The organism is Aliivibrio sp. 1S175 (assembly GCF_001690985.1).
In the GTDB taxonomy this organism is placed as follows: Bacteria; Pseudomonadota; Gammaproteobacteria; order Enterobacterales; family Vibrionaceae; genus Aliivibrio.
In genome coordinates this window covers 445,533-469,296 of sequence record NZ_MAJS01000079.1, presented here as the reverse complement: position 1 = coordinate 469,296, position 23,764 = coordinate 445,533, and the positions used below count along the sequence as shown (strand labels likewise).

28 protein-coding genes are annotated in these 23,764 nt (G+C 38.5%); 15 read left to right on the top strand and 13 right to left on the bottom strand.

What is annotated here, in order from left to right; translation table 11 throughout:
• Nucleotides 1-3: 3 nt before the first annotated feature.
• Both A6E06_RS17385 and A6E06_RS17380 read left to right on the top strand, forming a co-directional pair.
• Nucleotides 4-615: a response regulator gene (locus A6E06_RS17385; RefSeq protein ID WP_065593861.1), complete on the top strand. Its 612-nt coding sequence runs from the start codon at nt 4-6 to the stop codon at nt 613-615.
• A gap of 1 nt (nt 616) precedes the next feature.
• Complete coding sequence (locus A6E06_RS17380; RefSeq protein ID WP_065593862.1) at nt 617-946, top strand: DUF4156 domain-containing protein; 330 nt, start codon at nt 617-619, stop codon at nt 944-946.
• Between the two features lie 80 nt (nt 947-1,026).
• On the opposite strand, the gene A6E06_RS17375 is transcribed toward A6E06_RS17380, so the two are convergent.
• Both A6E06_RS17375 and A6E06_RS17370 read right to left on the bottom strand, forming a co-directional pair.
• Entirely contained in the window at nt 1,027-1,308 is a 282-nt protein-coding gene (locus A6E06_RS17375; RefSeq protein ID WP_060991618.1) for a helix-turn-helix domain-containing protein, read from the bottom strand.
• Nucleotides 1,309-1,473: 165 nt separating this feature from the next.
• Nucleotides 1,474-1,758 carry a type VI secretion system PAAR protein gene (locus A6E06_RS17370; RefSeq protein ID WP_065593863.1) on the bottom strand — a complete coding sequence of 95 codons (285 nt, stop codon included), beginning with the start codon at nt 1,756-1,758 and terminating at the stop codon, nt 1,474-1,476.
• Nucleotides 1,759-1,947: 189 nt separating this feature from the next.
• Between A6E06_RS17370 and A6E06_RS17365 the strand changes: the two genes are divergently transcribed.
• The 4 genes from A6E06_RS17365 to A6E06_RS17350 are packed head-to-tail and all read left to right on the top strand — an operon-like array spanning nt 1,948 to nt 4,448.
• Nucleotides 1,948-2,295 carry an ArsC family reductase gene (locus tag A6E06_RS17365; protein WP_065594242.1) on the top strand — a complete coding sequence of 116 codons (348 nt, stop codon included), beginning with the start codon at nt 1,948-1,950 and terminating at the stop codon, nt 2,293-2,295.
• A gap of 50 nt (nt 2,296-2,345) precedes the next feature.
• Complete coding sequence (dapE, locus tag A6E06_RS17360; RefSeq protein ID WP_065593864.1) at nt 2,346-3,479, top strand: succinyl-diaminopimelate desuccinylase; 1,134 nt, start codon at nt 2,346-2,348, stop codon at nt 3,477-3,479.
• A 58-nt stretch (nt 3,480-3,537) separates the two neighbouring features.
• Nucleotides 3,538-4,206: a M15 family metallopeptidase gene (locus A6E06_RS17355; RefSeq protein ID WP_065593865.1), complete on the top strand. Its 669-nt coding sequence runs from the start codon at nt 3,538-3,540 to the stop codon at nt 4,204-4,206.
• Between the two features lie 2 nt (nt 4,207-4,208).
• Nucleotides 4,209-4,448, top strand: a complete 240-nt coding sequence (locus A6E06_RS17350; protein ID WP_065593866.1) for a DUF2897 family protein — start codon at nt 4,209-4,211, stop codon at nt 4,446-4,448.
• A gap of 49 nt (nt 4,449-4,497) precedes the next feature.
• Here the strand turns inward: A6E06_RS17350 and bamC are convergent, their stop codons facing one another.
• Entirely contained in the window at nt 4,498-5,550 is a 1,053-nt protein-coding gene (gene bamC / locus A6E06_RS17345) for an outer membrane protein assembly factor BamC (protein ID WP_065593867.1), read from the bottom strand.
• Between the two features lie 11 nt (nt 5,551-5,561).
• On the bottom strand, nt 5,562-6,443 hold the full coding sequence (dapA, locus tag A6E06_RS17340) for a 4-hydroxy-tetrahydrodipicolinate synthase (protein ID WP_065593868.1): 882 nt from the start codon (nt 6,441-6,443) through the stop codon (nt 5,562-5,564).
• A 274-nt stretch (nt 6,444-6,717) separates the two neighbouring features.
• Between dapA and A6E06_RS17335 the strand changes: the two genes are divergently transcribed.
• Together A6E06_RS17335 and bcp are read left to right on the top strand one after the other, a co-directional pair.
• Nucleotides 6,718-7,251, top strand: coding sequence for a glycine cleavage system protein R (locus A6E06_RS17335; RefSeq protein ID WP_065593869.1), 534 nt, complete (start codon nt 6,718-6,720; stop codon nt 7,249-7,251).
• A gap of 32 nt (nt 7,252-7,283) precedes the next feature.
• Nucleotides 7,284-7,751, top strand: coding sequence for a thioredoxin-dependent thiol peroxidase (bcp, locus tag A6E06_RS17330; RefSeq protein ID WP_176703448.1), 468 nt, complete (start codon nt 7,284-7,286; stop codon nt 7,749-7,751).
• An 87-nt stretch (nt 7,752-7,838) separates the two neighbouring features.
• Here the strand turns inward: bcp and A6E06_RS17325 are convergent, their stop codons facing one another.
• Together A6E06_RS17325 and A6E06_RS17320 are read right to left on the bottom strand one after the other, a co-directional pair.
• A complete protein-coding gene (locus tag A6E06_RS17325) occupies nt 7,839-8,906 on the bottom strand; it encodes an AI-2E family transporter (protein ID WP_065593871.1) in 1,068 nt (355 codons plus the stop codon).
• Nucleotides 8,907-8,914: 8 nt separating this feature from the next.
• The gene (locus A6E06_RS17320; protein ID WP_065593872.1) at nt 8,915-9,136 is read right to left on the bottom strand and encodes a sulfurtransferase TusA family protein; all 222 of its coding nucleotides are present in this window, start codon (nt 9,134-9,136) and stop codon (nt 8,915-8,917) included.
• A gap of 161 nt (nt 9,137-9,297) precedes the next feature.
• Between A6E06_RS17320 and A6E06_RS17315 the strand changes: the two genes are divergently transcribed.
• From A6E06_RS17315 to A6E06_RS17305, 3 genes are read left to right on the top strand one after another with little or no spacing between them, the layout of a single operon-like run.
• Nucleotides 9,298-10,752, top strand: coding sequence for a M48 family metallopeptidase (locus tag A6E06_RS17315; protein ID WP_065593873.1), 1,455 nt, complete (start codon nt 9,298-9,300; stop codon nt 10,750-10,752).
• Between the two features lie 15 nt (nt 10,753-10,767).
• Nucleotides 10,768-11,118 carry an arsenate reductase (glutaredoxin) gene (arsC, locus tag A6E06_RS17310; protein ID WP_065593874.1) on the top strand — a complete coding sequence of 117 codons (351 nt, stop codon included), beginning with the start codon at nt 10,768-10,770 and terminating at the stop codon, nt 11,116-11,118.
• Between the two features lie 20 nt (nt 11,119-11,138).
• Nucleotides 11,139-11,573: a DUF2069 domain-containing protein gene (locus A6E06_RS17305; protein ID WP_065593875.1), complete on the top strand. Its 435-nt coding sequence runs from the start codon at nt 11,139-11,141 to the stop codon at nt 11,571-11,573.
• A 54-nt stretch (nt 11,574-11,627) separates the two neighbouring features.
• Here A6E06_RS17305 and A6E06_RS17300 read toward each other — a convergent pair whose 3' ends face one another.
• Nucleotides 11,628-12,788: a DUF2066 domain-containing protein gene (locus tag A6E06_RS17300; RefSeq protein WP_065593876.1), complete on the bottom strand. Its 1,161-nt coding sequence runs from the start codon at nt 12,786-12,788 to the stop codon at nt 11,628-11,630.
• Nucleotides 12,789-12,993: 205 nt separating this feature from the next.
• Between A6E06_RS17300 and A6E06_RS17295 the strand changes: the two genes are divergently transcribed.
• Entirely contained in the window at nt 12,994-14,244 is a 1,251-nt protein-coding gene (locus A6E06_RS17295; protein ID WP_083190364.1) for a uracil-xanthine permease family protein, read from the top strand.
• Between the two features lie 99 nt (nt 14,245-14,343).
• Here A6E06_RS17295 and upp read toward each other — a convergent pair whose 3' ends face one another.
• Nucleotides 14,344-14,970: a uracil phosphoribosyltransferase gene (gene upp / locus A6E06_RS17290; protein ID WP_012550882.1), complete on the bottom strand. Its 627-nt coding sequence runs from the start codon at nt 14,968-14,970 to the stop codon at nt 14,344-14,346.
• 225 nt (nt 14,971-15,195) lie between these two features.
• On the opposite strand from upp, the gene purM reads away from it, so the two are divergent.
• Both purM and purN read left to right on the top strand, forming a co-directional pair.
• Nucleotides 15,196-16,236, top strand: a complete 1,041-nt coding sequence (purM, locus tag A6E06_RS17285) for a phosphoribosylformylglycinamidine cyclo-ligase (protein ID WP_065593877.1) — start codon at nt 15,196-15,198, stop codon at nt 16,234-16,236.
• Nucleotides 16,237-16,367: 131 nt separating this feature from the next.
• Nucleotides 16,368-17,006 (top strand): phosphoribosylglycinamide formyltransferase, encoded by a 639-nt coding sequence (gene purN, locus A6E06_RS17280; protein WP_176713302.1) that lies wholly within the window; start codon nt 16,368-16,370, stop codon nt 17,004-17,006.
• A 50-nt stretch (nt 17,007-17,056) separates the two neighbouring features.
• Here purN and A6E06_RS17275 read toward each other — a convergent pair whose 3' ends face one another.
• Both A6E06_RS17275 and lpcA read right to left on the bottom strand, forming a co-directional pair.
• On the bottom strand, nt 17,057-17,884 hold the full coding sequence (locus tag A6E06_RS17275) for a class II glutamine amidotransferase (RefSeq protein WP_065593879.1): 828 nt from the start codon (nt 17,882-17,884) through the stop codon (nt 17,057-17,059).
• A gap of 75 nt (nt 17,885-17,959) precedes the next feature.
• Nucleotides 17,960-18,541, bottom strand: coding sequence for a D-sedoheptulose 7-phosphate isomerase (gene lpcA / locus A6E06_RS17270; RefSeq protein ID WP_065593880.1), 582 nt, complete (start codon nt 18,539-18,541; stop codon nt 17,960-17,962).
• A gap of 354 nt (nt 18,542-18,895) precedes the next feature.
• Between lpcA and fadE the strand changes: the two genes are divergently transcribed.
• Entirely contained in the window at nt 18,896-21,343 is a 2,448-nt protein-coding gene (gene fadE / locus A6E06_RS17265; protein ID WP_065593881.1) for an acyl-CoA dehydrogenase FadE, read from the top strand.
• Nucleotides 21,344-21,413: 70 nt separating this feature from the next.
• Here fadE and A6E06_RS17260 read toward each other — a convergent pair whose 3' ends face one another.
• The 3 genes from A6E06_RS17260 to dnaQ all read right to left on the bottom strand — a co-directional run bounded on the left by A6E06_RS17260 (nt 21,414) and on the right by dnaQ (nt 23,752).
• Nucleotides 21,414-21,593, bottom strand: coding sequence for a hypothetical protein (locus tag A6E06_RS17260; protein WP_065593882.1), 180 nt, complete (start codon nt 21,591-21,593; stop codon nt 21,414-21,416).
• A gap of 158 nt (nt 21,594-21,751) precedes the next feature.
• A complete protein-coding gene (locus A6E06_RS17255) occupies nt 21,752-23,014 on the bottom strand; it encodes a TIGR03503 family protein (protein WP_065593883.1) in 1,263 nt (420 codons plus the stop codon).
• Nucleotides 23,015-23,023: 9 nt separating this feature from the next.
• Nucleotides 23,024-23,752: a DNA polymerase III subunit epsilon gene (gene dnaQ / locus A6E06_RS17250; RefSeq protein ID WP_065593884.1), complete on the bottom strand. Its 729-nt coding sequence runs from the start codon at nt 23,750-23,752 to the stop codon at nt 23,024-23,026.
• Between the last annotated feature and the right edge of the window lie 12 nt (nt 23,753-23,764).

Below are 23,764 nucleotides of genomic sequence, written 5' to 3'. Positions count from 1 at the left end.
ATTATGTGGAATGTTGTTATCGTTGATGATCATCCGTTAATGCGCCGAGGCATTGGCCAATTACTCTCTTTTGATGATGAGTTCACCCTAACAGGCGAAGCAAGTAATGGCACTGATGCTGTCGCTCTTATTTCCCAAAATGAGCCTGACTTAGTCTTGCTTGACCTAAATATGAAAGGAATGTCAGGACTCGATACATTACACGCACTGCGTAATGAAGGGGTAACTTGCCCTATCGTAATTTTAACCGTTTCTGATAATAAACAAGATATAAAAACATTAGTTAAAGCTGGTGCTGATGGTTACCTTTTAAAAGACAGTGAACCTGATGAGCTAATTACATTATTAAAAGAAGCAATGAGAGGCGGAAAAGCCTATTCTGAACAAGTTAAACTATGTTTAGAACAAGATAATAATGGCGATGATTCACTATCAAGCTTAACTGCTCGTGAACTAGAGATTTTACAAAACGTAGCAAAGGGTATGAGAAACAAACAAGTTGCCGATAAGCTATTTATTTCTGAGGCGACGGTAAAAGTACACATGAAAAGTTTATTAAAAAAACTAAATGTAAAATCACGAGTTGCAGCTACCTTACTTTACTTGGACTCTTAATATGAAAAGATTGCTCACCGCAACCCTAAGCTTATTTTTATTAAGTGGCTGTATATCAACAAACCAGCCTCTAGATAATGATTCAAGTTCAGTCGCTCTTCATTATAATGATAGTGGAAGCAAACAGTGCTCTGAATTAGGAACAGTGACAGGTAGCGAGGGGCATTGGTATACCTTCTTTTTTATACCCAACAAAGAGTTAATGGTTTCAGCGGTAAATGATATAAAAAACGAAGCTTACGCTTTGGGGGCAAATACCGTTATTGTTCAAGATCCAGTTGCATTTAACACATCAATAACCCTACTTGGTACTGCCTATTCTTGCCCGTAATCGCACCTTTACACCAAGCAATAAAAAACCGCCAACATATTTGTTGGCGGTTTTATTTAAATTTCGTCAGAATAGTAATGCTAATGATACAAAGTAGATGCAATTTCATCTTCTCTTGAGCACACCCATTCAGGATCATAAGGTCCCCAATCTGAAAGACGATAATAGCCATCATTATGGCGACGGCCATCTTGAATAAACATCAACTCAATACCAATGCCAGGTAATGCTTTCAATACATCTTGAATCGTACGACGAGGCCATCCAGTTAACTCGACAAGCTTCGGTACATTAGGTCTTTCTAAATTATGCACCAACAACGCTAAATATAAGCGTCTGGCGAACACTGGATTCAACTCCATTGGTACCTCCTGATTTAATAACAACAATTATTAATCATTCAGTATTTATGATGTTGAGATTGATCAACTAATTACGAAAATAATCGCATAATTACATTAAAAAACACATAAAAATGCATTTTTTGTAATTAATTTTCACAAGTATCATTAGTGAAATATAAATAATTAGCCAATATTAACCGTACCACCACCTTTAACTGTGCCACCACATCCGATTTTATCTCCATCACGAGCGGCCGGCTGTCCATCAATAAAAACACTACTTGAGCCACCAGAAATAAATCTAGGATGAGGAGGATGCTTTGGCTTCACATGAGGCGCTAAAGGATCGCCTTTTCTTACCGCCGGAATACCATCAACTTTAACTGTCGCTGAGCCCGCCAATACAGGGCTTGGATGGAAACCATCGTGCGCACTGCCTATATCTCCAATCTTTACTGCATTCCCCATCATGTATGCCCTTATTAACATCGATAACAAAGTGTATATTTTCCATACAAACAAAAATAATACGTTGAAGAAAAAGACGAGTCACTTCAAATAATAATCAATAGAATGATAAATAATGCTCAAGACTGGCGTATTGGTTCAATTCTCGTTATAAAGGAGTTAATAATTAATAACATAATGAAGAAAGTGATGACTACAATTTACGGAATAAAAAACTGCGATACGATAAAAAAGTGTAAAAAATGGCTAGACGCAAATGAAATTAACTTTACTTATCATGACTACCGCACTGATGGTATTGATAAAGAGATGGTTAGTACTTTTGTTAAACAGCTTGGCTGGGAAAATGTCGTCAATAAAAGAGGCACGACCTACCGCCAATTAACCGATGAACAAAAAAACAATCTAAATGAAGAAAGTGCGATTGCATTATTACTAGAAATGCCGGCAATGATTAAACGTCCTGTATTAATTCATAATAATGAATACCATTTAGGGTTTAAGCCTGCACAATATGAAGCTCTATTTACCGTTTAAAATTCATAAATTTAGATGTCTAATTAAAAGATAAAGTAAAGGAATACACCATGCCTGACACCCCAACGTTAGCTCTTGCAAAAGATTTATTAAGCCGCCAATCCGTTACCCCTGAGGATGCTGGTTGCCAAGAGCTTATGATAAAACGACTAGAAGCACTTGGTTTTACAATAGAAGTGATGGTTTTTGAAGATACCACTAATTTTTGGGCTCGCCGTGGCACTGAAGCACCTTTATTTACTTTTGCTGGCCATACCGATGTTGTACCAACAGGCTCATTAAACCACTGGAATACGAACCCATTTGAACCAACCATCATTGATGGCATGCTATACGCTCGTGGTGCTGCTGATATGAAAGGTTCTTTGGCTTGTATGGTTGTTGCTGTTGAGCGCTTTGTTGCTGAGCACCCTAACCACAAAGGCTCTATCTCCTTCTTAATAACATCAGATGAAGAAGGTCCATTTATTAATGGGACAACACGTGTCGTTGATACTCTAAAAGATCGAAATGAAATCATTGATATGTGTATTGTAGGTGAGCCATCAAGCACTGAATATGTTGGCGATGTAGTAAAAAATGGTCGCCGTGGATCTCTTACTGGTAACTTAACTGTAAAGGGTATCCAAGGTCACGTTGCTTACCCACATATTGCTCGTAACCCTATTCATCAAGCGATGCCAGTATTAACAGAACTAGCCACAACCGAATGGGACGCTGGTAATGATTACTTTCCACCAACAAGTTTTCAAATTCCCAACATCAACGGTGGTACTGGCGCTTCTAACGTAATACCTGGTGATGTAGAGGTCATGTTTAACTTTCGTTTTAGCACTGAATCTACCGTTGAAGTCCTACAACAGCGTGTCATTGATACCTTAAATAAACACGATTTAGAATATGAATTACATTGGATCATCAATGGCCTTCCATTCTTAACTGATACCGGTGAGCTTTTAACTGCGGTTGTTGATGCGGTTGATACGGTTAACCAACAAAAACCTCAATTATTAACCACAGGGGGCACTTCAGATGGGCGTTTTATTGCTCAAATGGGGTCTCAAGTAATAGAACTTGGTCCTGTAAATGCTACGATTCACAAAGTGAACGAATGCGTTAAAGTTGATGATCTAGAAAAGCTAACTGATATGTATCAACAAGTGCTTAATAACCTATTTGCTTAATGATTTTTGGGTATATGATGAGAGGGTTTCGATCCTCTCTTTTTTATTGTGGTGAATTATGGAAAAAGCACAACTTACAGGTCTATCGACTCAACACCTCTCTTTTGTAACCCCCAACCGTCAGCTTCATCGTCATTGCGTTGATTCTTTTCATGCATTAACACAAGCAGCACTTAGTTCAGGTTTTACCCTAACCATTGCAAGTAGCTTCCGTGATTTTGAACGCCAATTGATGATTTGGAATAATAAATTTAATGGGATCCGTCCTATTTTAGGTGAAGATGGACAACCACTTAATACTGATGATATGAGTGAAATAGATAAGATCCACGCCATTATGCGTTGGTCAGCACTCCCTGGAGGAAGCCGTCATCACTGGGGAACAGACCTTGATGTCTATGCATCAAACGCCCTTCCTGAAAACACCGCGCTTCAATTGGAACCTTGGGAATATAATACTGGCCACCAGGCCTCCTTTAGCCTATGGCTACAAAAAAATGCGCAAAAACATGGTTTCTTTTTTCCTTATAAAGCAGATAGAAAAGGCGTCGCTATTGAACCTTGGCATTTAAGCCACAAAGCTCAAAGTTCACTATTTATGACAAAATTAACGCCCGATGTACTTTTAGATTCATGGGAAAATATCGAATTAGCGGGAAAAGATACTATTATTAAACACATAGATACGTTATTTGTTCGCTACATTACTAATATTAATAAGGAATAAATATGGAATGGTTAATGAACCCTTGGGTTATTATCGTCATTGTTTTAAGTGTCGTTATTGGTAACCTTGCAGCCCTAAAAGCAACAGCGAATATGAAGTTCAAACCAAAGAAAAAACCTTGCTCACAAGAAAATGAGCATGAATCACTTGAAAGCGACAATTTAATCCCATCCTCAAGCAAAGAAAATATTACAACAGAAAAAAATGATGAAAAAAATGATGAAAAAAAAGACGTTCACTAATGTGAACGTCTTAAATTATTAACAAACGCTATTAATTTAACGCTAAAATTTACTCTTCTTCCGTCTCAACTTTAGGTGCGCTATTTGATTTTTCAACCATCGCAGCTAAAACAGGCACAACTGAATCAAGTGTTGCTTCGTTTACTGGTTTTCCAGCGGCGTCAGTAACATTGATAGACGTTCGGTTACCCAAATCACCTAGTAATAGGTTATAAGTACTGCCTTCAAAAGCCAACGGCTTAGTACCTATCTCTTCCCAGTATTCATCATCAGGTTCTTTATATTTCACCTTAATCGTACCTTGAGAGCGGTTTCTATCTTCAATTTCTAGCCCCATCATTGGTAATAATTCACCAAGACGTTCCCAGAAAATATCATAAGGCGCACGAGCGATAATTATTGGGAGGCCACTTCTGTCTTGCCCCATTGATATAGGGATTCGTTTCACTAACTCTTCAGCACGGATACGCGCTTCTTCACGTAATTGAGCATCATAAGCAGACGTAACTAAATTGGTCATCAAAATGTTATATCGTGCTTTATTTGCTTCTGTTACTTCCGTTTGCGTACCATCTACCTGCCAATCAATGAGCGATATTTGGAAACCTGAACGATTATTCTTATTAAATTTATTGATCTTATAACGCGAACCAAATTCATGGTCTTCATCTTCTGAATTCCATTTAATCCAATCCGTTTCTAGTTCAGAATCCGTTTGTGTACGTAAACCAATCTCACGTTTTTCAATCACTGACAAGACGGTTTGCCACAATCTATCGACATCCTCTTCCTTAATCAGCCAGACAGTTACCTCTCCATTATTTTCTTCAACACGAGCTCCAGGGATCAATTCAAGCACTTGTTGAGGTGGACGAATATCAACATCTTTACCAATCCCTCCAACATACTCCCCTTTTGGAATATCATATTGAGGATAAAATTCCGGTTTAGCCTCTACTGGCTGCTTCCACTCAACGAGCGGTTCCGTTTCTAAATATTTAAAATCTTGTTTAGCTTGGCGACGCTCTGTTGGACTGTTTGAGCACGCTGATAAAACAGCGATCATTAACGATCCAACAACAAAGCGAGTGTTCACTTTCATTTTCAATCCTATTACTTCAACACACCAGCACGAATTAACGCTTGTTCAACGACTGGTTGTGCAGAAAGACTTAATTCGGTTAATGGTAAACGAATATCAGGGTGAGTAATCATACCTAAACGATGAGTTGCCCATTTAACAGGCATTGGATTCGCTTCAACAAACAAATCATTATGTAATGGCATTAGACGCTGGTTAATCACTTCAGCTTCTTCAAATTTACCTTGAGCCGCTAAAGCAAACATCATTGCCATGTCTTTTGCTGCTACGTTTGAAGTAACCGAGATAACACCTTGACCACCTAATTTTACGAAATCAAGTGCTGTTGCATCATCACCACTTAGTTGGATAAAGTTTTCACCACAAAGTTCACGGGTAATTGCAATTCTATCTAGATCAGCCGTCGCATCTTTTAATGCGACTATATTTTTAAATTCAGACAAACGAGCAACCGTTTCTGGTAATAAATCGACAGCGGTACGGCCTGGTACATTATAGAGAATTTGAGGCACATCTGTTGATTCAGAAATCGCTTTATAATGCAGATACAAACCTTCTTGCGTTGGTTTGTTGTAATAAGGCGTCACACTAAGACAGCCTGCAACACCTGAATCTCTAAATAATTTACTAAAAGTTACGGCTTCATGAGTTGCGTTCGCTCCCGTACCAGCTATCACAGGAATGCGACCATCAGCAAACTCAAGGGTCTTCATCACTAACTTGACATGCTCTTCTACACTTAATGTCGCTGACTCTCCAGTAGTACCAACAGCTACAATGCCATTTGTACCTGCATCAATATGATAATCAACAAGATTTTTTAAACTGGTGTAATCTACTTCACCATCAGTATCTAATGGTGTTACTAATGCGACAATGCTACCTGAGAACATATCCTTCTCCCTTTTTATCTTAGCCTGAACGTGTAAATAATTTTGTTATTCATTAATATCATTGCAAAGAGTTATCGTCCTTGAACGTGATGTGTTATCTGGTTTTCATCTTCTTATGCAATGAGCAAAATCATTCACTCAATATCCCTCAAGGATATTACATAAGAGCCTATGTTGTAGAGTCTTTTTTTTGACGATTGTTCACTATTGCTTGCTTATCACACAATCACTTGCGTGTTAGTATGAGCTTATCTTTTTCAACCACGAGTTTTTTATGCCTCAACATCTTGTAATTACCGCAATCGGTACCGACAGACCTGGTATATCGAATAAGGTGACTCGCCTTGTCACTGAGTCAAGCTGCAATATCGTAGATAGCCGTATAGCCTCATTTGGTAATGAGTTTACATTAATCATGTTGTTGTCTGGCACAGCGAACGCGATTTCTCGTATTGAAAATACCTTACCTTTACTTGGTCAACAACACGACTTAATAACCATGATGAAGCGAACCTCTCCTCATCAAGAAAAGGATATTTTCTACACTATTGATGCGTTTGTAGAATCAGAAGATCGCCCAGGCCTAACTGAGAGATTTACAGATTTTTTAGCCAATCGCGATATTGATTTAAAAACCCTAAGTGCTCAAACACTTAAAAGAGGTGAGAACCAAAATACATTTCAAATTCAAATTACCGCAGAGATTTTTCAAGAGTGTCACATCATGGAGATCCAAGAAGAATTTGAAGCTTTATGTACTCTCTTAAATGTGAACGGTAAGATTAATTTTTATAAAAGCTCGCTCTAATAATAAAAAGTAATTCAAAAGGAAATATCATGATTACACCATTAGAAGCAGGTACTCCTGCGCCAAACGTTTCACTACTTGATCAAAATGGAGAGTCTATTTCTCTTTCTGATTTAAAAGGTAAAAAGGTTTTATTCTATTTCTACCCAAAAGCGATGACTCCAGGTTGCACAGTTCAAGCTCAAGGACTTCGTGATATTAAAGCTGAATTAGATGCTCATAACGTAATCACTCTTGGTATTAGCATTGACCCTGTAAAACGCTTAGGTAAATTCATTGAGCGTGACAAGTTAAACTTCACATTATTATCAGATGAAGATCATGCCGCTGCTGATGCTTTTGGTGTCTGGGGCGAGAAAAAATTCATGGGTAAAACTTACGATGGACTACATCGTATTAGCTTCTTAATTAATGAAGAAGGTATTATTGAGCACGTCTTCAATAAATTCAAAACAAAGACTCACCATGAAGTCGTATTGGATTATTTAAACAATAAATAAGCTAAACGAAAATAATCATTTTAAAAGCTCAAAATAAAAAGGCGGCGCTCATTAAAAGCCCCGCCTTTTTTATTTCTTAAATTATTTTTATGCTTTATTAAACACTTCATCTGTTGCAGGAAGTGCTTTCCATACGGCTTTCACTAGTGTCGCTAACGGAATAGCAAAGAATACCCCCCAAAAACCCCATAACCCGCCAAATACTAATACCGACACAATGATAGCCACTGGGTGGAGATTAACGGCTTCGGAAAAAAGAACAGGCACTAAAACGTTACCATCAAGTGCTTGAATTATCCCATAAGCAACAATCAACCAATAAAAATCGGGGGTTAATCCCCATTGAAATAAAGCAACGATGGCGATAGGTACCGTGACTGCAGCTGCACCAATATAAGGGATTAATACAGAAAACCCGACCATAACGGCGAGTAATAAAGAATAGCGTAAGTCCATGATAAAGAAGGTAATATAACTTACACTACCGACAATCAGAATTTCGACCACCTTACCTCGAATGTAATTACTTATCTGTTCATTCATCTCAATCCATACTTTTGTCGCTAAACGACGATTTTTAGGCAGGATATTACTCATTGTTCCTACCATTTCTTCTTTATCTTTAAGTAAAAAGAAAACAAGCAGTGGAACAAGAATTAAATAAACACCCAAAGCGGCAAGACTAACTAACGAAGAAAGAGAGCCTTTTACCACTACCTCTCCCATTCCAAGTACTTTCCCACGAATGGTTTCTAATAACGTCTCAACTGATTGAGGTTGAATCAATTCAGGATAACGTCCAGGAAGACTAGATAATAAACTATGCAACCCATTAAACATGGATGGTACATCATTGATTAAGTTACCGACTTGGTTCCAAATCGTTGGAACTAAACCAAATACAGCCATTAGCATTACACTGATAAAAAGAATAATGACAAGCATTACAGAAAGGGTTCTTGGCACACCAAATTTATTCAATTTAGCGACTGGCCACTCAAGTAAGTAAGCGAGGACAATGGCAACTAATAATGGCGCAATTAAATGACCAAAGAAGTAGATAGTGATAAAGCCAACGATAAGAATCGCAACGAGACTAACGGCATGAGGATCTGAAAAGCGGCGTTTATACCACTGCGTAACCATATCTAACATATTAGGTTCTACTTCTTCTTGATGGTTAAAAGCGAGCAAGTATCAGTATGCTCTAATTGAATATCAAATAGATACTGCTCAAAGTATGACATCATATCGGTTAAAGATCCCTTGTCGATAACTTTGATCCGTAACATTTCATTCTTAGCTAACGATTTACTGGCTCGTTTCGCTAATAGCAACGACATAGGACAACGATATTGTGATAAATCTAAGCTTCGGGTTTCCATTCAGCTGCTCTATATATATGATAGATTTTAATTGAAAGAGTATAAATCACATAATTACTACAAAAAAGAAACCAATTCTAAATTTGATGCTCTTAATTATCTAGATTACGTTATTATCTCTCCATAAGAGAATGTTATTGAAAAGGATTTGTAAAAACGACATGTTCAAATTAAAAAAACTGGCCAGTTGTTTACTGATCACCTCATTATTGACAAGTACTCTTCCTGTTTACGCAAATAACGATTTAAATTTGCCAGACATAGGGACAACAGCAGCATCAACACTAACGATTGATCAAGAGTTAATCTACGGTGATGCGTATATGCGTATGCTTCGAGCAAGCCAACCTGTTATTAATGATCCTGTTTTAGCTGAATATGTGCAAGCTCTAGGGCATCGATTAGTCGCTAATGCGAGTGATGTAAAAACCCCTTTCCATTTTTTCTTAATCAACAACAGAGAAATTAACGCCTTTGCCTTTTTTGGTGGTTATGTCGCACTTCACTCTGGATTATTTTTGTACGCTCAATCAGAAAGTGAATTAGCTTCTGTTGTAGCACACGAAATTGCACATATTACCCAACGTCACTTAGCCCGTAGTATGGAAGACCAAGCGAGGCGATCCCCTGCAACGGTTGCCGCTCTTATTGGGTCGTTATTATTAGCCATTGCGGTTCCAGAAGCTGGGATAGCCGCAATTCACGCGACTACCGCTGGTGCTATGCAAAGTTCGATTAACTATACTCGTAGTAATGAAAAAGAGGCTGATAGATTTGGAATTGATACTTTAGCTAAATCTGGCTTTGATGTATCCGCTATGCCTCGATTCTTCTCTCGTTTAGCCGATCAATACCGCTATGCAAGCACACCACCACCCATGTTACTGACTCACCCATTACCGACGTCTCGTATTACCGACAGTAGAGAAAGAGCGCAACAATATCCAATGCGCAGAGTAAATACGTCATTACATTATCACCTTGCTCGCTCTCGTATTGTTGCGCGCTTTGCCGGTATTGACAGTAATGCTGCTCTAGATTGGTTTTCACGTAAATCAAAAACTCACAATAACGATATAAAACAAGCACTCAATTACGGCAAAGCTCTCGTGTATATTGATTCAAAACAATACGATAAAGCGCAACCAATCATGGACAAACTATTAAGAGATGATCCTCTTAATACATTTTATATTGATGCAGCTACCGATTTAGATCTGTACACCAAGAAAAATCAACAAGCGATTAAACGCTTAGAAAACGGGTTAGTTCAATTACCAAACAATCCAGTATTAACAATTAACTATGCTCATGCACTTTCTGAATCCAACCAACCGGCAGAAGCTGTGCGTGTTTTACAACGTTATACCCATGATTACCCAGATGACCCTACAGGTTGGCAGTTACTTTCTAAAGCCTATAATGACAATGGCAGCGCTAATGGTGAATTAGCAGCAAGAGCAGAAATGTATGCGTTAAAAGGAATGTGGAATAAAGCCCTCAATAATTATACTCAAGCAAGCCAATTGGTTGAGTTTGGAAGTTTAGACCAAGCTAGATACGACGCAAGAATCGATCAGCTACGCCTATCACGAGAGCGTTTTAGCGCCTTATAATCAAAAGGAAAAAATATGTCTGTTGTTATTTATCACAACCCACGTTGTTCTAAAAGTCGTGAAACTTTAGCATTACTCGAAGAGAAAGGGATTACTCCAAACGTAGTTAAATACCTTGAAGAAATCCCAAGTATTGATGCATTAAAAGCACTCTTTTCTCAACTAGGTTTTACCTCGGTTCGTGAAATGATGAGAACAAAAGAAACTGAATATAAAGAACAAAATCTAGATGATGGCTCAGTGACTGACGAACAGTTATTTGAAGCAATGGCATTAACACCAAAACTGATCGAACGCCCAATAGTTGTTTACAATAATCAAGCTAAAATAGGACGCCCACCCGAACAAGTGTTAGATATTTTATAATACAACACCAAGGACGTGACATGGATTCAGTTGAAATGAGCGCAGAGACGAAGCGCTACCGTTTACTTGCTTTGTTTTGTAATTTAGCACTACTCGCTTTTATTACACTTTGGCATAGTACATTATCCCCTCACCCATTAATTAACCCTTATGGTGTAACCGTCGCTTGGATTATTCCAATGCTTTTTCCTTTAAAGGGCATAATTCAAGGGAAGCCTTATACTCATGCGTGGGCTAACTTTATTTTAATGTTTTATTTTTTGCATGGTTTAACCATTCTGTGGCTTGATGAAGGTGAACGATACTTTGCACTGATTGAAGTGATACTTACTTCCGGTGCATTTATAGGTAATATTTATTACGCTCGTCTTCGAGGCAAAGAACTCGGTTTAAAACTGAAACTTTTATCTGAAGTAGAAAAAATAGAAAAAGCAAAATTCACAGAGGGTGAGTAATTAGACATAAAAAAGGTGACACTTAAGTCACCTTTTTTATTTAATCGAAATGGATCAATTTACGCTTAATTCATACTGATGGATGACGCGTTGTTTGATTTCAAGTTCATCAACTAAAGCATCCTCTTTTATCGCAGGTGACTCTTCTTTAAGTTCAGCCGGTATTACGTCTTGCGAAACTTCTTCTGTTAATTCAGTACTGATTTCCTGATTAACGATAGGTGCTTCGTGCACGACTGATATACGAGTATTTTTACTTAATAGCTCATCATTAAATTGCTGATAGTCACCCAATAAATTTAATGTATAAGTAACTTTATCACCTTGAATTGTATCAACTTGAACACTAGCCACTGAGTTCATCTGCTTTAATAGTTTCTCTAAAGTAAAGAAAGCTCTTGTGGTATGAATTCCTTTAATCGATACAACCTCAGAATCACTAGCAACAGCACCTAAGTTTTTCGTATAAGTTTGAGCAAAATAATCACTGACTTCGTTAACCATATCGGCTAATTGAACAGCACCTGACGATCGGCCTTCAATTGGCTTTTTAGATGTCGTCGCAAGGTATTGAGGCGTTGTATCAAACAATGTCCAACTTGAGCTATTACCACGAACTTTAACCACTAAGATAGCTTGAGGATTATAACGCTCACTCGCATCTGCTATTGGCTTTTTAAAGTTGCCCCACAAGTCTGGAATTTCAATAGATGTTACATCATCAAAATCACCCACTGGGAACATAACCGGTAAACCACGTTCATTTGCAGCATTCTTAATACGAGTAATTAATGAATTGTTTGATTGTTCCCAAATGATACTTCTCTGATAATTGTATTCATTAACAACCCAAACCAACACAGGTTTACGCGGCATTTCCCACACACCTTGCTCGGCTTGAGTTAATAGGTTCAATACCATACTTGAGTTATAACCAAGCTTCATACCACGAGGGGCATCATCATAGTCAACAAAACTCATTTGAGTTACATAGCGATCACTTCGTGTTAGCGCTTTTTTTATCACCTCATTCTCTGCAATTGACTGTTGACCAGAGACCTTGATCAATACATTCACTAAGCCCTCTTCTTTGGCCAAGCTTTCTGCTTTTTCAGCATCAGTTAATTGCACTTCAGTATGATAAAGATCCGTTTGTTGCTGAGCAAAAACTGGCCCCGCAATCATACACATTAATAAACACAAGATACGTAACATCAAACAACCTATAATTACTTTTATAATTTACCGCGATAATAAGGGCTATCCCATTATTCAGCAAGGATTCGAATTGACTCAGATCTAACTTTCAAACTATTAGAGTGATACTTTCTTAAAAAGTTTTATTTTTTCACGAGCTAAATCAAGATATTTATTAATTAAATAGTGATAGAATCCCTCAAATTCATTACTGGAAATGGAAATGTTATACAATTTGTTCCAAGGCTTTCAAATGTTGTTCGTTGCATTTGGTGCACTCGTTCTTGTTCCCCTCCTAACTGGCTTAGATCCTAATGTTGCTCTATTTGGTGCTGGTGTTGGTACCCTTCTCTTTCAATTAGTTACTCGTCGCTCTGTTCCTATCTTCCTCGCTTCTTCTTTCGCTTTTATTGCTCCAATTATCTACGGAACTCAAACATGGGGTATTCCAGCTACCATGGGCGGACTAATGGTCGCAGGGTTAGTGTATGTTGCATTAGGCGCTGTGATTAAAGTTAGAGGCGTCGCTTTTATTCATAAATTACTGCCTCCTGTTGTTGTTGGCCCTGTCATTATGGTGATCGGCCTAGGCTTAGCGCCAACAGCGGTTAATATGGCGTTAGGAAAAACGGGCGATGGCGCTTATCAGTTAGTTGACGGACAAATCGCATTTTGGATTGCTGGCGCTTCATTATTTACTACGATTGGTATCAGTGTTTTTTCTAAAGGTTTCTTTAAATTATTACCTATCCTTTCTGGCATTATTGTTGGTTATTCATTAAGTCTAATGTTTGGTATTGTCGATTTTACTCCGGTATATCAAGCAGCTTGGTTTGCTCTGCCTAATTTCACTTATCCTGAGTTTAATATTAACGCCATTCTATTTATGATCCCGGTGGCAATTGCACCAGCGGTTGAGCACGTAGGTGACATGCTGGCTATCTCAAACGTAACCGGAAAAGATTATCTAAAAAAACCAGGTCTACATCGCACCATTACGGGTGACGGTATTGCCACCATGGCTGCTTCTCTTATCGGCGCGCCACCAAATACAACTTACAGTGAAGTCACTGGCGCTGTAATGCTAACCAAAGCGTTTAACCCTGTAATCATGACATGGGCTGCCGTCTGTGCGATTGTTTTGGCTCTTGTGGGTAAATTAGGCGCAATATTACAAACTATTCCTGTCCCTGTAATGGGGGGCATTATGATCTTACTGTTTGGTTCAATCGCGACGATTGGTCTGAATACTCTGATTAAAAACCAAGTTGATTTACATAAAGCACGTAACTTAACCATTGTTGGCGTTACCCTAGTATTTGGTATTGGTGGTATGGCTGTGGGTATTGGCGATTTTAATTTACAAGGCGTGAGTCTTTGTGGGATCGTGGCTATTGCCCTTAATTTAATTCTTCCTGATGACTTAGGTGAAAACCATGTTGTCGATAATACACAGATGGAAGATGATAAATAAATCTAGGGTCTAGGGCAAATAAAAAGGATTGATGGTTACCCATCAATCCTTTTTTAATGCTTAAAGCATTCAGTAAATATAATGACTCAATGGTGCCTATTACTTAGTACCGAAGATCTTATCACCAGCATCGCCAAGGCCTGGAATGATGTAACCTTTATCATTCAATTTCTCATCGATAGCCGCAGTATAAAGCTCAACATCTGGATGCGCTTTTTCTAATGCCGCAATGCCTTCAGGAGCAGCAACAAGAACAAGAATTTTAAAGTTCTTACAGCCTTTCTCTTTTAAAAGATCAAGCGTTGCGATCATAGAACCGCCAGTCGCTAGCATTGGATCAACAACTAAAGCAATACGCTCATCGATGTTAGACGCTAACTTGTTAAAGTAAGGTACTGGCTCTAACGTTTCTTCATCACGGTAAATACCAACAACACTGATACGTGCACTTGGGATGTGTTCAAGAACGCCATCCATCATGCCAAGACCTGCACGTAAGATTGGCACTACCGTTACTTTTTTACCTTTAATTTGGTCAACTTCAACAGGGCCATTCCAGCCATTGATAGTTACTTTTTCTGTCTCAAAATCTGATGTTGCTTCATAAGTAAGTAAGCTACCTACTTCAGTTGCTAATTCACGAAAACGCTTAGTGCTGATATCGCCTTCGCGCATTAAACCAATTTTATGTTTTATTAGCGGGTGTTTTACTTCAACAACTTTCATTTCTGACTCCAAATACATTAATCAAACCTTCTAATTATACATATTTTTCCATTGAAAAATGGCGTTATCATAAAATAAATTACTGCACTAGAAGTTGTTTACCGAATTTATTATTTTTTATTACAAAATTTATGCAAAAACTCTTACGCAAACGTTTCCCTTTTTACATTGTGCTGTTAGAATGGCGCGGATTTTTGAAATCCAACCTATGGCGAGGACACCTCCGTGAGCGACAACAAAACTTCTCTTAGCTACAAAGATGCTGGTGTAGACATTGATGCTGGTAATGCACTTGTTGATCGAATTAAAGGCGTAGTAAAACGTACTCGTCGCCCAGAAGTAATGGGTGGCATTGGTGGTTTTGGTGCGTTATGTGAACTTCCTACTAAATACAAACAACCTGTTTTAGTTTCTGGTACTGATGGCGTTGGTACTAAGTTACGTTTAGCTCTTGACCTAAATAAGCACGATACCATTGGTATCGATTTAGTTGCTATGTGTGTTAATGACCTTATTGTTCAAGGTGGAGAACCTCTGTTCTTCCTTGATTATTATGCAACTGGGAAACTTGATATTGATGTTGCTGCTGAAGTAGTAACAGGGATCGGTGAAGGCTGTATTCAAGCAGGTTGTGCGCTAATCGGTGGTGAAACTGCTGAAATGCCAGGCATGTATGAAGGTGAAGATTACGATGTTGCAGGCTTCTGTGTGGGTGTTGTTGAAAAAGAGGACATCATCGATGGCACAAAAGTCGCGGCTGGTGATGCTCTAATCGCTGTAGGTTCTAGTGGTCCGCACTCAAATGGTTATTCACTAATTCGCAAAATTCTTGAAGTATCAAACGCGGATCTTAATGAAGAATTAAATGGTAGAACCATTGCTGACCATTTAATTGAACCAACAAAAATCTACATTAAATCAGCCTTAAAAATGATAGCAGAGCATGATATTCATGCTATCTCTCATATTACTGGTGGTGGTTTCTGGGAAAATATCCCTCGCGTACTGCCTGAAGGCACAAAAGCAGTTGTTGATGGTAAGAGCTGGGAATGGCCTGCTATCTTTAATTGGCTACAAGAAAAAGGAAACGTTGATACATACGAAATGTACCGTACCTTTAACTGTGGTGTAGGTCTTATTATTGCTCTTCCAAAAGATCAGGCTGATCAAGCGGTTGCTCTACTGAATGCTGAAGGCGAAAACGCTTGGGTTATCGGTGAGGTTGCAACTGCAAAGCAAGGCGAAGAACAAGTTGAGATCCGTTAATCGGGTTATATAAACTTTGAGCTAGCTCATAAAGCATAAAGAGAAAGGTGATCACTTATTCGATCACCTTTTTTATATCTATTATTTATGTTCGAATAGTTCTCATTACTTAAATGAATAAGACGGTTATGATGAAAAATATTGTTGTATTAGTTTCAGGCAGTGGCAGTAACCTACAAGCATTTATTGACGCTTGTGGTAACAAGATCCCTAACGCTCGTATTTCTGCGGTCATTTCAAATAAAAGTGACGCTTACGGATTACACAGAGCACTCAATGCTGGAATTAATGTTCATTGCCTAAGTGCTGCTGGATATGAGAACCGTGAGCAGTATGATAGCGCATTAGCAACACTAATTGATCTTCACAAACCTGACGTCATCATCCTTGCTGGCTTTATGCGTATCTTAAGTGAAGATTTTGTACTTCGGTACCAAGGTAAAATGCTGAATATCCACCCTTCTCTTCTACCAAAATACACTGGATTACATACTCATCAACGTGCTATTGATTCCGGTGATAAGGAACACGGAACAAGTGTCCATTTCGTAACCCCTGAATTAGATGGCGGCCCAGTGATCCTTCAAGCTAAAGTGCCTATTTTTGAAGACGATAACGCTGAAGACGTCGCATCACGAGTCCAAGCTCAAGAGCATGTTATTTATCCAATGGTAGCAAATTGGTTAGTTGAAGAGCGATTAATCATGCAGGATGGAAAAGCCATACTTGATGGTGATGCCTTAGGCCTATCAGGATTAGAAACTGAATAATAAAAATGCCCATCAATATGATATTGATGGGCATTTTTCATACATATCGCTTATGAATTAATTGAGCATTCTGATGGCGGTGGAGCCATTTCAGGCACCGTATCATGATTACCTGCGGTTAATTCACCAAAATGAAATAGAGCATACTCACCAACTTTCATTTTACGCCACTCTTCATTATCCGTTAATGGCCGTGTCACGATCACTGAAACAACATCATTCAACGTCGTTTCTTTGTGAAAATCAATTGTAACATCCTCATCAATTAATGAAGCTTGACCAAAGGGCGCACGCCTTGTGATCCAATGTAAATTGTTCGAACAGTAAGTCATAACGTACTCACCATCGCTCAATAACATATTAAAGACACCTAACTCTCTTAACTGATCACAACATTCAGACACAAACTCAAACATTAACATCATATCTTGAGGCGGCTCTGGATATTTATCTTCTAATTGATTTAATAACCAACAAAATGCACGTTCACTGTCTGTCTCTCCAACAGGTCGAAAGCGCCCTGTTGATAATTCATCAAATTTAGTTAATTGACCATTATGAGCAAACGTCCAATATCTCCCCCACAATTCACGCGTAAACGGATGGGTATTTTCAAGATTCACTTCACCGCGGTTTGCTTGGCGAATATGACTAATTACCGCTTTGCTCTTAATCGGATAATCTTGAACAAGTTTAGCTATTTTTGAGTGGCAGCTCGGCTTTGGGTCTTTAAATGTACGAAATCCTTTCCCTTCATAAAAAGTAATCCCCCAACCATCACGATGTGGGCCAGTATTGCCGCCACGCTGAACCAACCCTTTAAAACTAAAGCAAATATCGGTTGGTACATTGGCACTCATTCCGAGTAATTCACACATTCTTGCGTTACTCCTTTATTCGCAACCTGACCAACCTTAATTCACAGAGATATCAAGATTGGTCAGCATAATGAATTATTTTTCCATTTCTTTTTCAATTAATTGAATAACAATATGGATGATTTTAATGTGGATTTCTTGAATACGATCAGCATAACCAAAATGAGGAACTCGGATCTCTACATCAGCAAGACCTGCCATTTTTCCACCATCTTTACCTGTTAGAGCAATGGTTTTCATGCCTTTTTCTTTTGCCGCTTCAATCGCTTTTAAAATATTACCTGAATTACCAGACGTCGATAAGCCAAATAATACATCACCTTTTGAGCCAACCGCTTGAGTGTAACGAGAAAATACATGGTCATAACCAAAGTCATTACTCACACACGATAAATGGCTAGGATCAGAAATCGCAATACCTGGGTAGCCCGGGCGATTTTCACGATAACGGCCTGTTAATTCTTCAGCAAAATGCATTGCATCACAATGTGAACCACCGTTACCACAAGACAATACTTTACCGCCTTGCTTGAAAGAGTCTGCAATGGTTTTTGCCGCTAATTCGATGTGAGCAAGGTTTTTATCGTCAGCTAAAAAGTCATTCAGTACTTGAGCGGCTTCTGTTAATTCAGAACGGATCAGATCTTGATAAGACATAAGATTCTCTCTATTTATTATTTTCCCTATTAGGGGCTAATCTCAGTGTACCTATACCACCAAATCTTTAAAAGAGATCCGCTCTATATTTCTTCTATACACAGCATAAATATCTCAATTAATAGCCAGAAAAATTAGAAGTTACTCACTTAAAAATAAAATTTGTTTATTAATTACTCAAGCTGGATCACTTTTTAACCATTAACGTCATTTACTTTTTGTTAACATAGAGACTACAATTACCTTAACTGGTTAGACCTCTTATCAGAATAGCATCACACAATAATGTTACGACCGAGTCTCGTAATACCCTCTGTTTCTACAAACAGAGCAGCGCCGAAAAAGGAGAATTACATGGCCCTGACACTTTTAACAACATTAATTGCACTTGCTGCATTAAGTTATCATCGACAATCTCTACGTACTGCCACTCTTGTCACTGCGGCTATCTTAGCTGTGAGTTCAGGATTAGGTTATGCTGGTCCTATTACATGGGCTGTCTTCTTAGTGATTGCAGTGCCATTAAACATCCCTTCAATTCGTCAGTCTATTTTCAGTAATAAGGCATTAGAAATGTTCAAAGGCGTCATGCCTGAAATGTCAAAAACAGAAAAAGATGCAATTGAAGCCGGTACGGTTTGGTGGGAAGCTGAACTGTTTAAAGGAAATCCTGATTGGAAGTTCCTTCATAATATTCCTAAAAATACGTTATCGGATGAAGAACAAGCATTCATGGATGGCCCAGTAAACGAAGTGTGCCGAATGATCAATGATTATGAAGTCACTCATGAGCTTGCTGATTTGCCACCAGAAGTATGGCAATACCTAAAAGATAATAAATTCTTTGCCATGATCATTAAGAAAAAATACGGTGGTTTAGAATTCTCAGCTTACGCACAATCTTCTGTTCTACAAAAACTAACCAGTGTTTCTGGCGTGCTTTCTATTACCGTAGGGGTTCCTAACTCATTAGGCCCTGGTGAACTTCTTCAACATTACGGCACTGAAGACCAAAAAAATCATTACTTACCTCGCTTAGCTGAAGGTAAAGAGATCCCATGCTTTGCGTTAACAAGCCCAGAAGCTGGTTCCGATGCTGGGTCAATTCCTGACTTTGGTATCGTCACAAAAGGCATGTGGGAAGGAAAAGAAGTTCTTGGTATGCGTCTTACTTGGAATAAACGTTACATTACCTTAGCCCCTGTCGCTACCGTTTTAGGCTTGGCGTTTAAACTACAAGATCCTGATGGTTTATTAGGCGATAAGAAAAACCTCGGTATTACTTGTGCTCTTATTCCAACAAACTTAGAAGGCGTTAAGATTGGACGCCGCCACTTCCCTATGAATGTGCCATTTCAAAATGGTCCAACACAAGGTGACGATTTATTTGTTCCACTTGATTACATCATCGGCGGCGAAAAAATGGCCGGTCACGGTTGGCGTATGCTAGTTGAGTGTCTGTCAGTGGGTCGAGGTATCACCTTGCCATCTAACGCAACGGGTGGTGCAAAAACCGCAGCGCTTGCTACGGGTGCTTATGCTCGAATTCGTCGCCAATTCAAATTACCCATTGGTAAAATGGAAGGGATCGAAGAGCCATTAGCGCGTATGGCAGGTAATGCTTATATGATGGATGCAGCAAGTGCACTAACGGTTGCCGGTATTGTACAAGGTGAGAAACCATCAGTTATCTCAGCTATTGTAAAATATCACTGTACTCACCGAGCACAACGTATTGCTATTGATGGCATGGACATCGCTGGTGGTAAAGGGATTTGTTTAGGCAGCTCTAATTTCTTAGCCCGCAGTTATCAAGGATCGCCAATCGCCATTACCGTTGAAGGCGCAAACATACTGACCCGTTCAATGATTATCTACGGTCAAGGCGCTATTCGCTGCCACCCTTATGTTCTTGAAGAAATGGACGCAGCCTACTTAGAAGATAAGCAAGCGTCTCTTGATAAATTCGATGCAGCTGTCTTTGGTCACATTGGCTTTGGTATCAGTAACTTTGTTCGTAGTTTATGGTTTGGTTTATCTGATGGTCGCGGTTCTAAAACTCCATTTAATGATGAGACAAAGCGTTATTACCAACAAGTAAACCGTTACAGTACAAATTTAGCTTTATTGTCTGATATTTCAATGGCTGTATTGGGTGGTAGCTTAAAGCGTCGCGAACGTATGTCAGCGCGTCTTGGTGATATTTTAAGTCAACTTTACTTAACTACATCGGTTCTAAAACGTTTTGATGATGAAGGCCGTCAAAAAGAAGATTTAGCGTTAGTTCATTGGAGTGTTCAAGATTCACTGCATCAAGCAGAGCAAGCGATTGACGGACTATTGTCAAATTTCCCAAATAGATTTGTAGCAGGTGCTATGCGATTAATTCTATTACCAACAGGACTTCGTCGCCAGCGCCCAAGTGATAAACTTGATCATAAACTGGCTCGTATCCTTCAAGAGCCATCAGGTGCACGTAGTCGAATTGGTCGCGGGTTGTTCTTAGAAGCAAGTCGATTTAATCCAGTAGGAAAAATGGAAGAAGCGTTAATTGATATCTTAACTGCTGAGCCAATTTATGACCGAGTATGTAAAGAATCAAAACAACGTCTACCCTTCATGCAATTAGATCGTGTTGCAAAAGTTGGCTTAGAGCTAAATATCATTTCAGATAAAGAAGCTCTACTACTTCGTAAAGCAGAGAAAAGTCGACTAGCGACCATCAATGTAGAGGACTTCGACCCAAGTGAGCTTATCGTAAAGCCGCAAACGAATAACTTTGAACACAGTAAAATAGCTTAGGAATTATTTAAATCACCATAAAAAAGGCCAGAGCATTTGCTCTGGCCTTTTCAGTCTATCCATCATGGGATTATTTATTTAAATTCACGACTAATTTTAAATAAATAATCTCTTCAATAGATAAGTAGTCAATACTGCTATTATTCGTACCCAATAAGCCACAACAAATCAAAGAACTTATTTGTGCTCCCTTACTTTTGATTAACGTTTCGTTAAAAGCAGCTTCTAGCATTAATTTTTTCTTATTCAAAATATTGCCCCTATCAATAATTGAGCAAAGTATATTTAATAAAAACCCTTAGTGCAAATGTTATAAAAAAGCAATCGTTAACTTTGGAATAAATGTAAGAAAATGATAATAAAAACCACAAGTATATGGTTTTTATTTAAAGAGAATGAACATAAATTCTATACTTTAGGACGTGGTGGCATGGACAATTTCTCTGATTTAGGTAATGTCTCTTTTTGTTTTTTAATGTCTTTGATTTTTTTCCAACCAAAAATGCCCGCTAAAATAAGAAAAATAATCAGTACATTTCCGATGCCAACATAAATCCAGAACCATTTACGAGCATCTGCTCGTTCTTCTTCTATTTTCTCTTGCTCTTCAATTCTACGCTGTGCTACTTCTGCTTTAATTCTTGCTTCATAAACGGCTTTTAAATCAATCGGCTCAGTCACGCCATAACTGTGCTTACCCAGAAAAAACTTTAGAGGACGGTCAGTCGCCATATCTGTGGCATAAATCCAACCAGTCCAGGTATTTTTACCCGGTATATAACTATTTGGTAAGTCAAAATACAATTTTTCGTCATCATGATCTGATTGTGCTTGAGTCACTGAGGTTATTTTATCTGGGTTAACCTGCTCTATATGAGCCGCGAGTGAACCTGTCTTTATTGTCCCTGCTTCAGTATCAATGGTCATTGAATGGCTTTGATTTTCGTTACGACCTTGAGTAAAACTAGCTCGAATTGGCGAAGGATAAACTAATACATCTTGTTCTACCGTTCTTAAAAACACACCATTACGAGATTGGATCCGAACCCAATATTTACCCGGTTTAACATTTATTGGTAAATTAACAGTAAAAACGCCATCAGCAGCAATTTCATCAAGACCCTCTCCATTATCTTCAAAAGTACCGAGTACCTCTGCTAATGGACGAGCTTCTTTAACTAAATTTTTTTCATTCGCTAAATAAGGGGTAAACGTGACATTTAATTTAATGCGATTCAAAAAATCTCTTAATACTAGAGGCTTACCATCTTGTAATAAACGAGCTGTGAATTTCAAACTTTCAGATTGATACAATTTCGTTGGTAAAGAATCAACATTCAATGTCAGGTTAGATAAAATCTTCACCTTATTTTGAGGCGTAATTTTACCTATCGCTTGCCAAGGTCCCGGCATAGGATTTTCTATCGAAATAATATCCATACCATTTTCTTCATACCAAGCAACATTTTCAGGATGTTCCCAAGCATAATATTTAGTGCCATCAGGGCGAACCAAGGTTACGGCTTGTGATGTTTTTTCTCTATAAACCAAGAACGATACTTGTTTAATTGTAGGATCGACACGAAAACGGTTATCCAACCACGACATTTCTGTGCTCTTTGCCCAAGAAAGCATTGGGACAAACAACACAATCATCAATAACCGCCACATACTACACTCCTAACTACGCCACAAACAGGCATCACCAACTATATCCAAACGCTTTTCATGCGCTTCTATTTCATCGGCCGTAGCACGTAAAACCTTTAATCCTTTTCTTCCTGAATTCAATCTTTTAATACTTTCTTCCGAAGAATCGGTTTGATTTCCAGCATTAAAACTTAAACTTGTTTGACCACCTGTCATTAACAGATAAACATCGGCCAAAATCTCAGCATCGAGTAAAGCGCCATGAAGTGTTCGATGTGAATTATCTATGCCATAACGTTCACATAAAATATCTAGGTTATTCCGCTTACCCGGAAATATTTTCTTGGCCATCGCCAAGGTATCTGTAATTTTACAATACTGATCCGTTGTGCCGATAAGCTTATTAACTTTACTGAATTCATAATCCATAAAGCCAACATCAAAGGGGGCATTATGAGCAACTAGCTCTGCCCCTTTAATAAAGGCTAAAAACTCATCATGAATCTCTTTATATTCGGGTTTGTCATACAGAAACTCATCAGTAATACCATGAACATCAATCGCTTCTAGATCAATAAGTCGATCAGGTTTGATGTACACATGAAAGTGATTACCGGTTAATTTTCGGTTGATAATCTCAACCGCACCAATTTCAACAATACGGTGACCTTCATAAACAGGCCCGCCAGAAAAGTTCATACCGGTGGTTTCTGTATCGAGAACAATAATTCGATTAGGGGAATTGTCGCTAGTATTCATAGGCTCATTTGT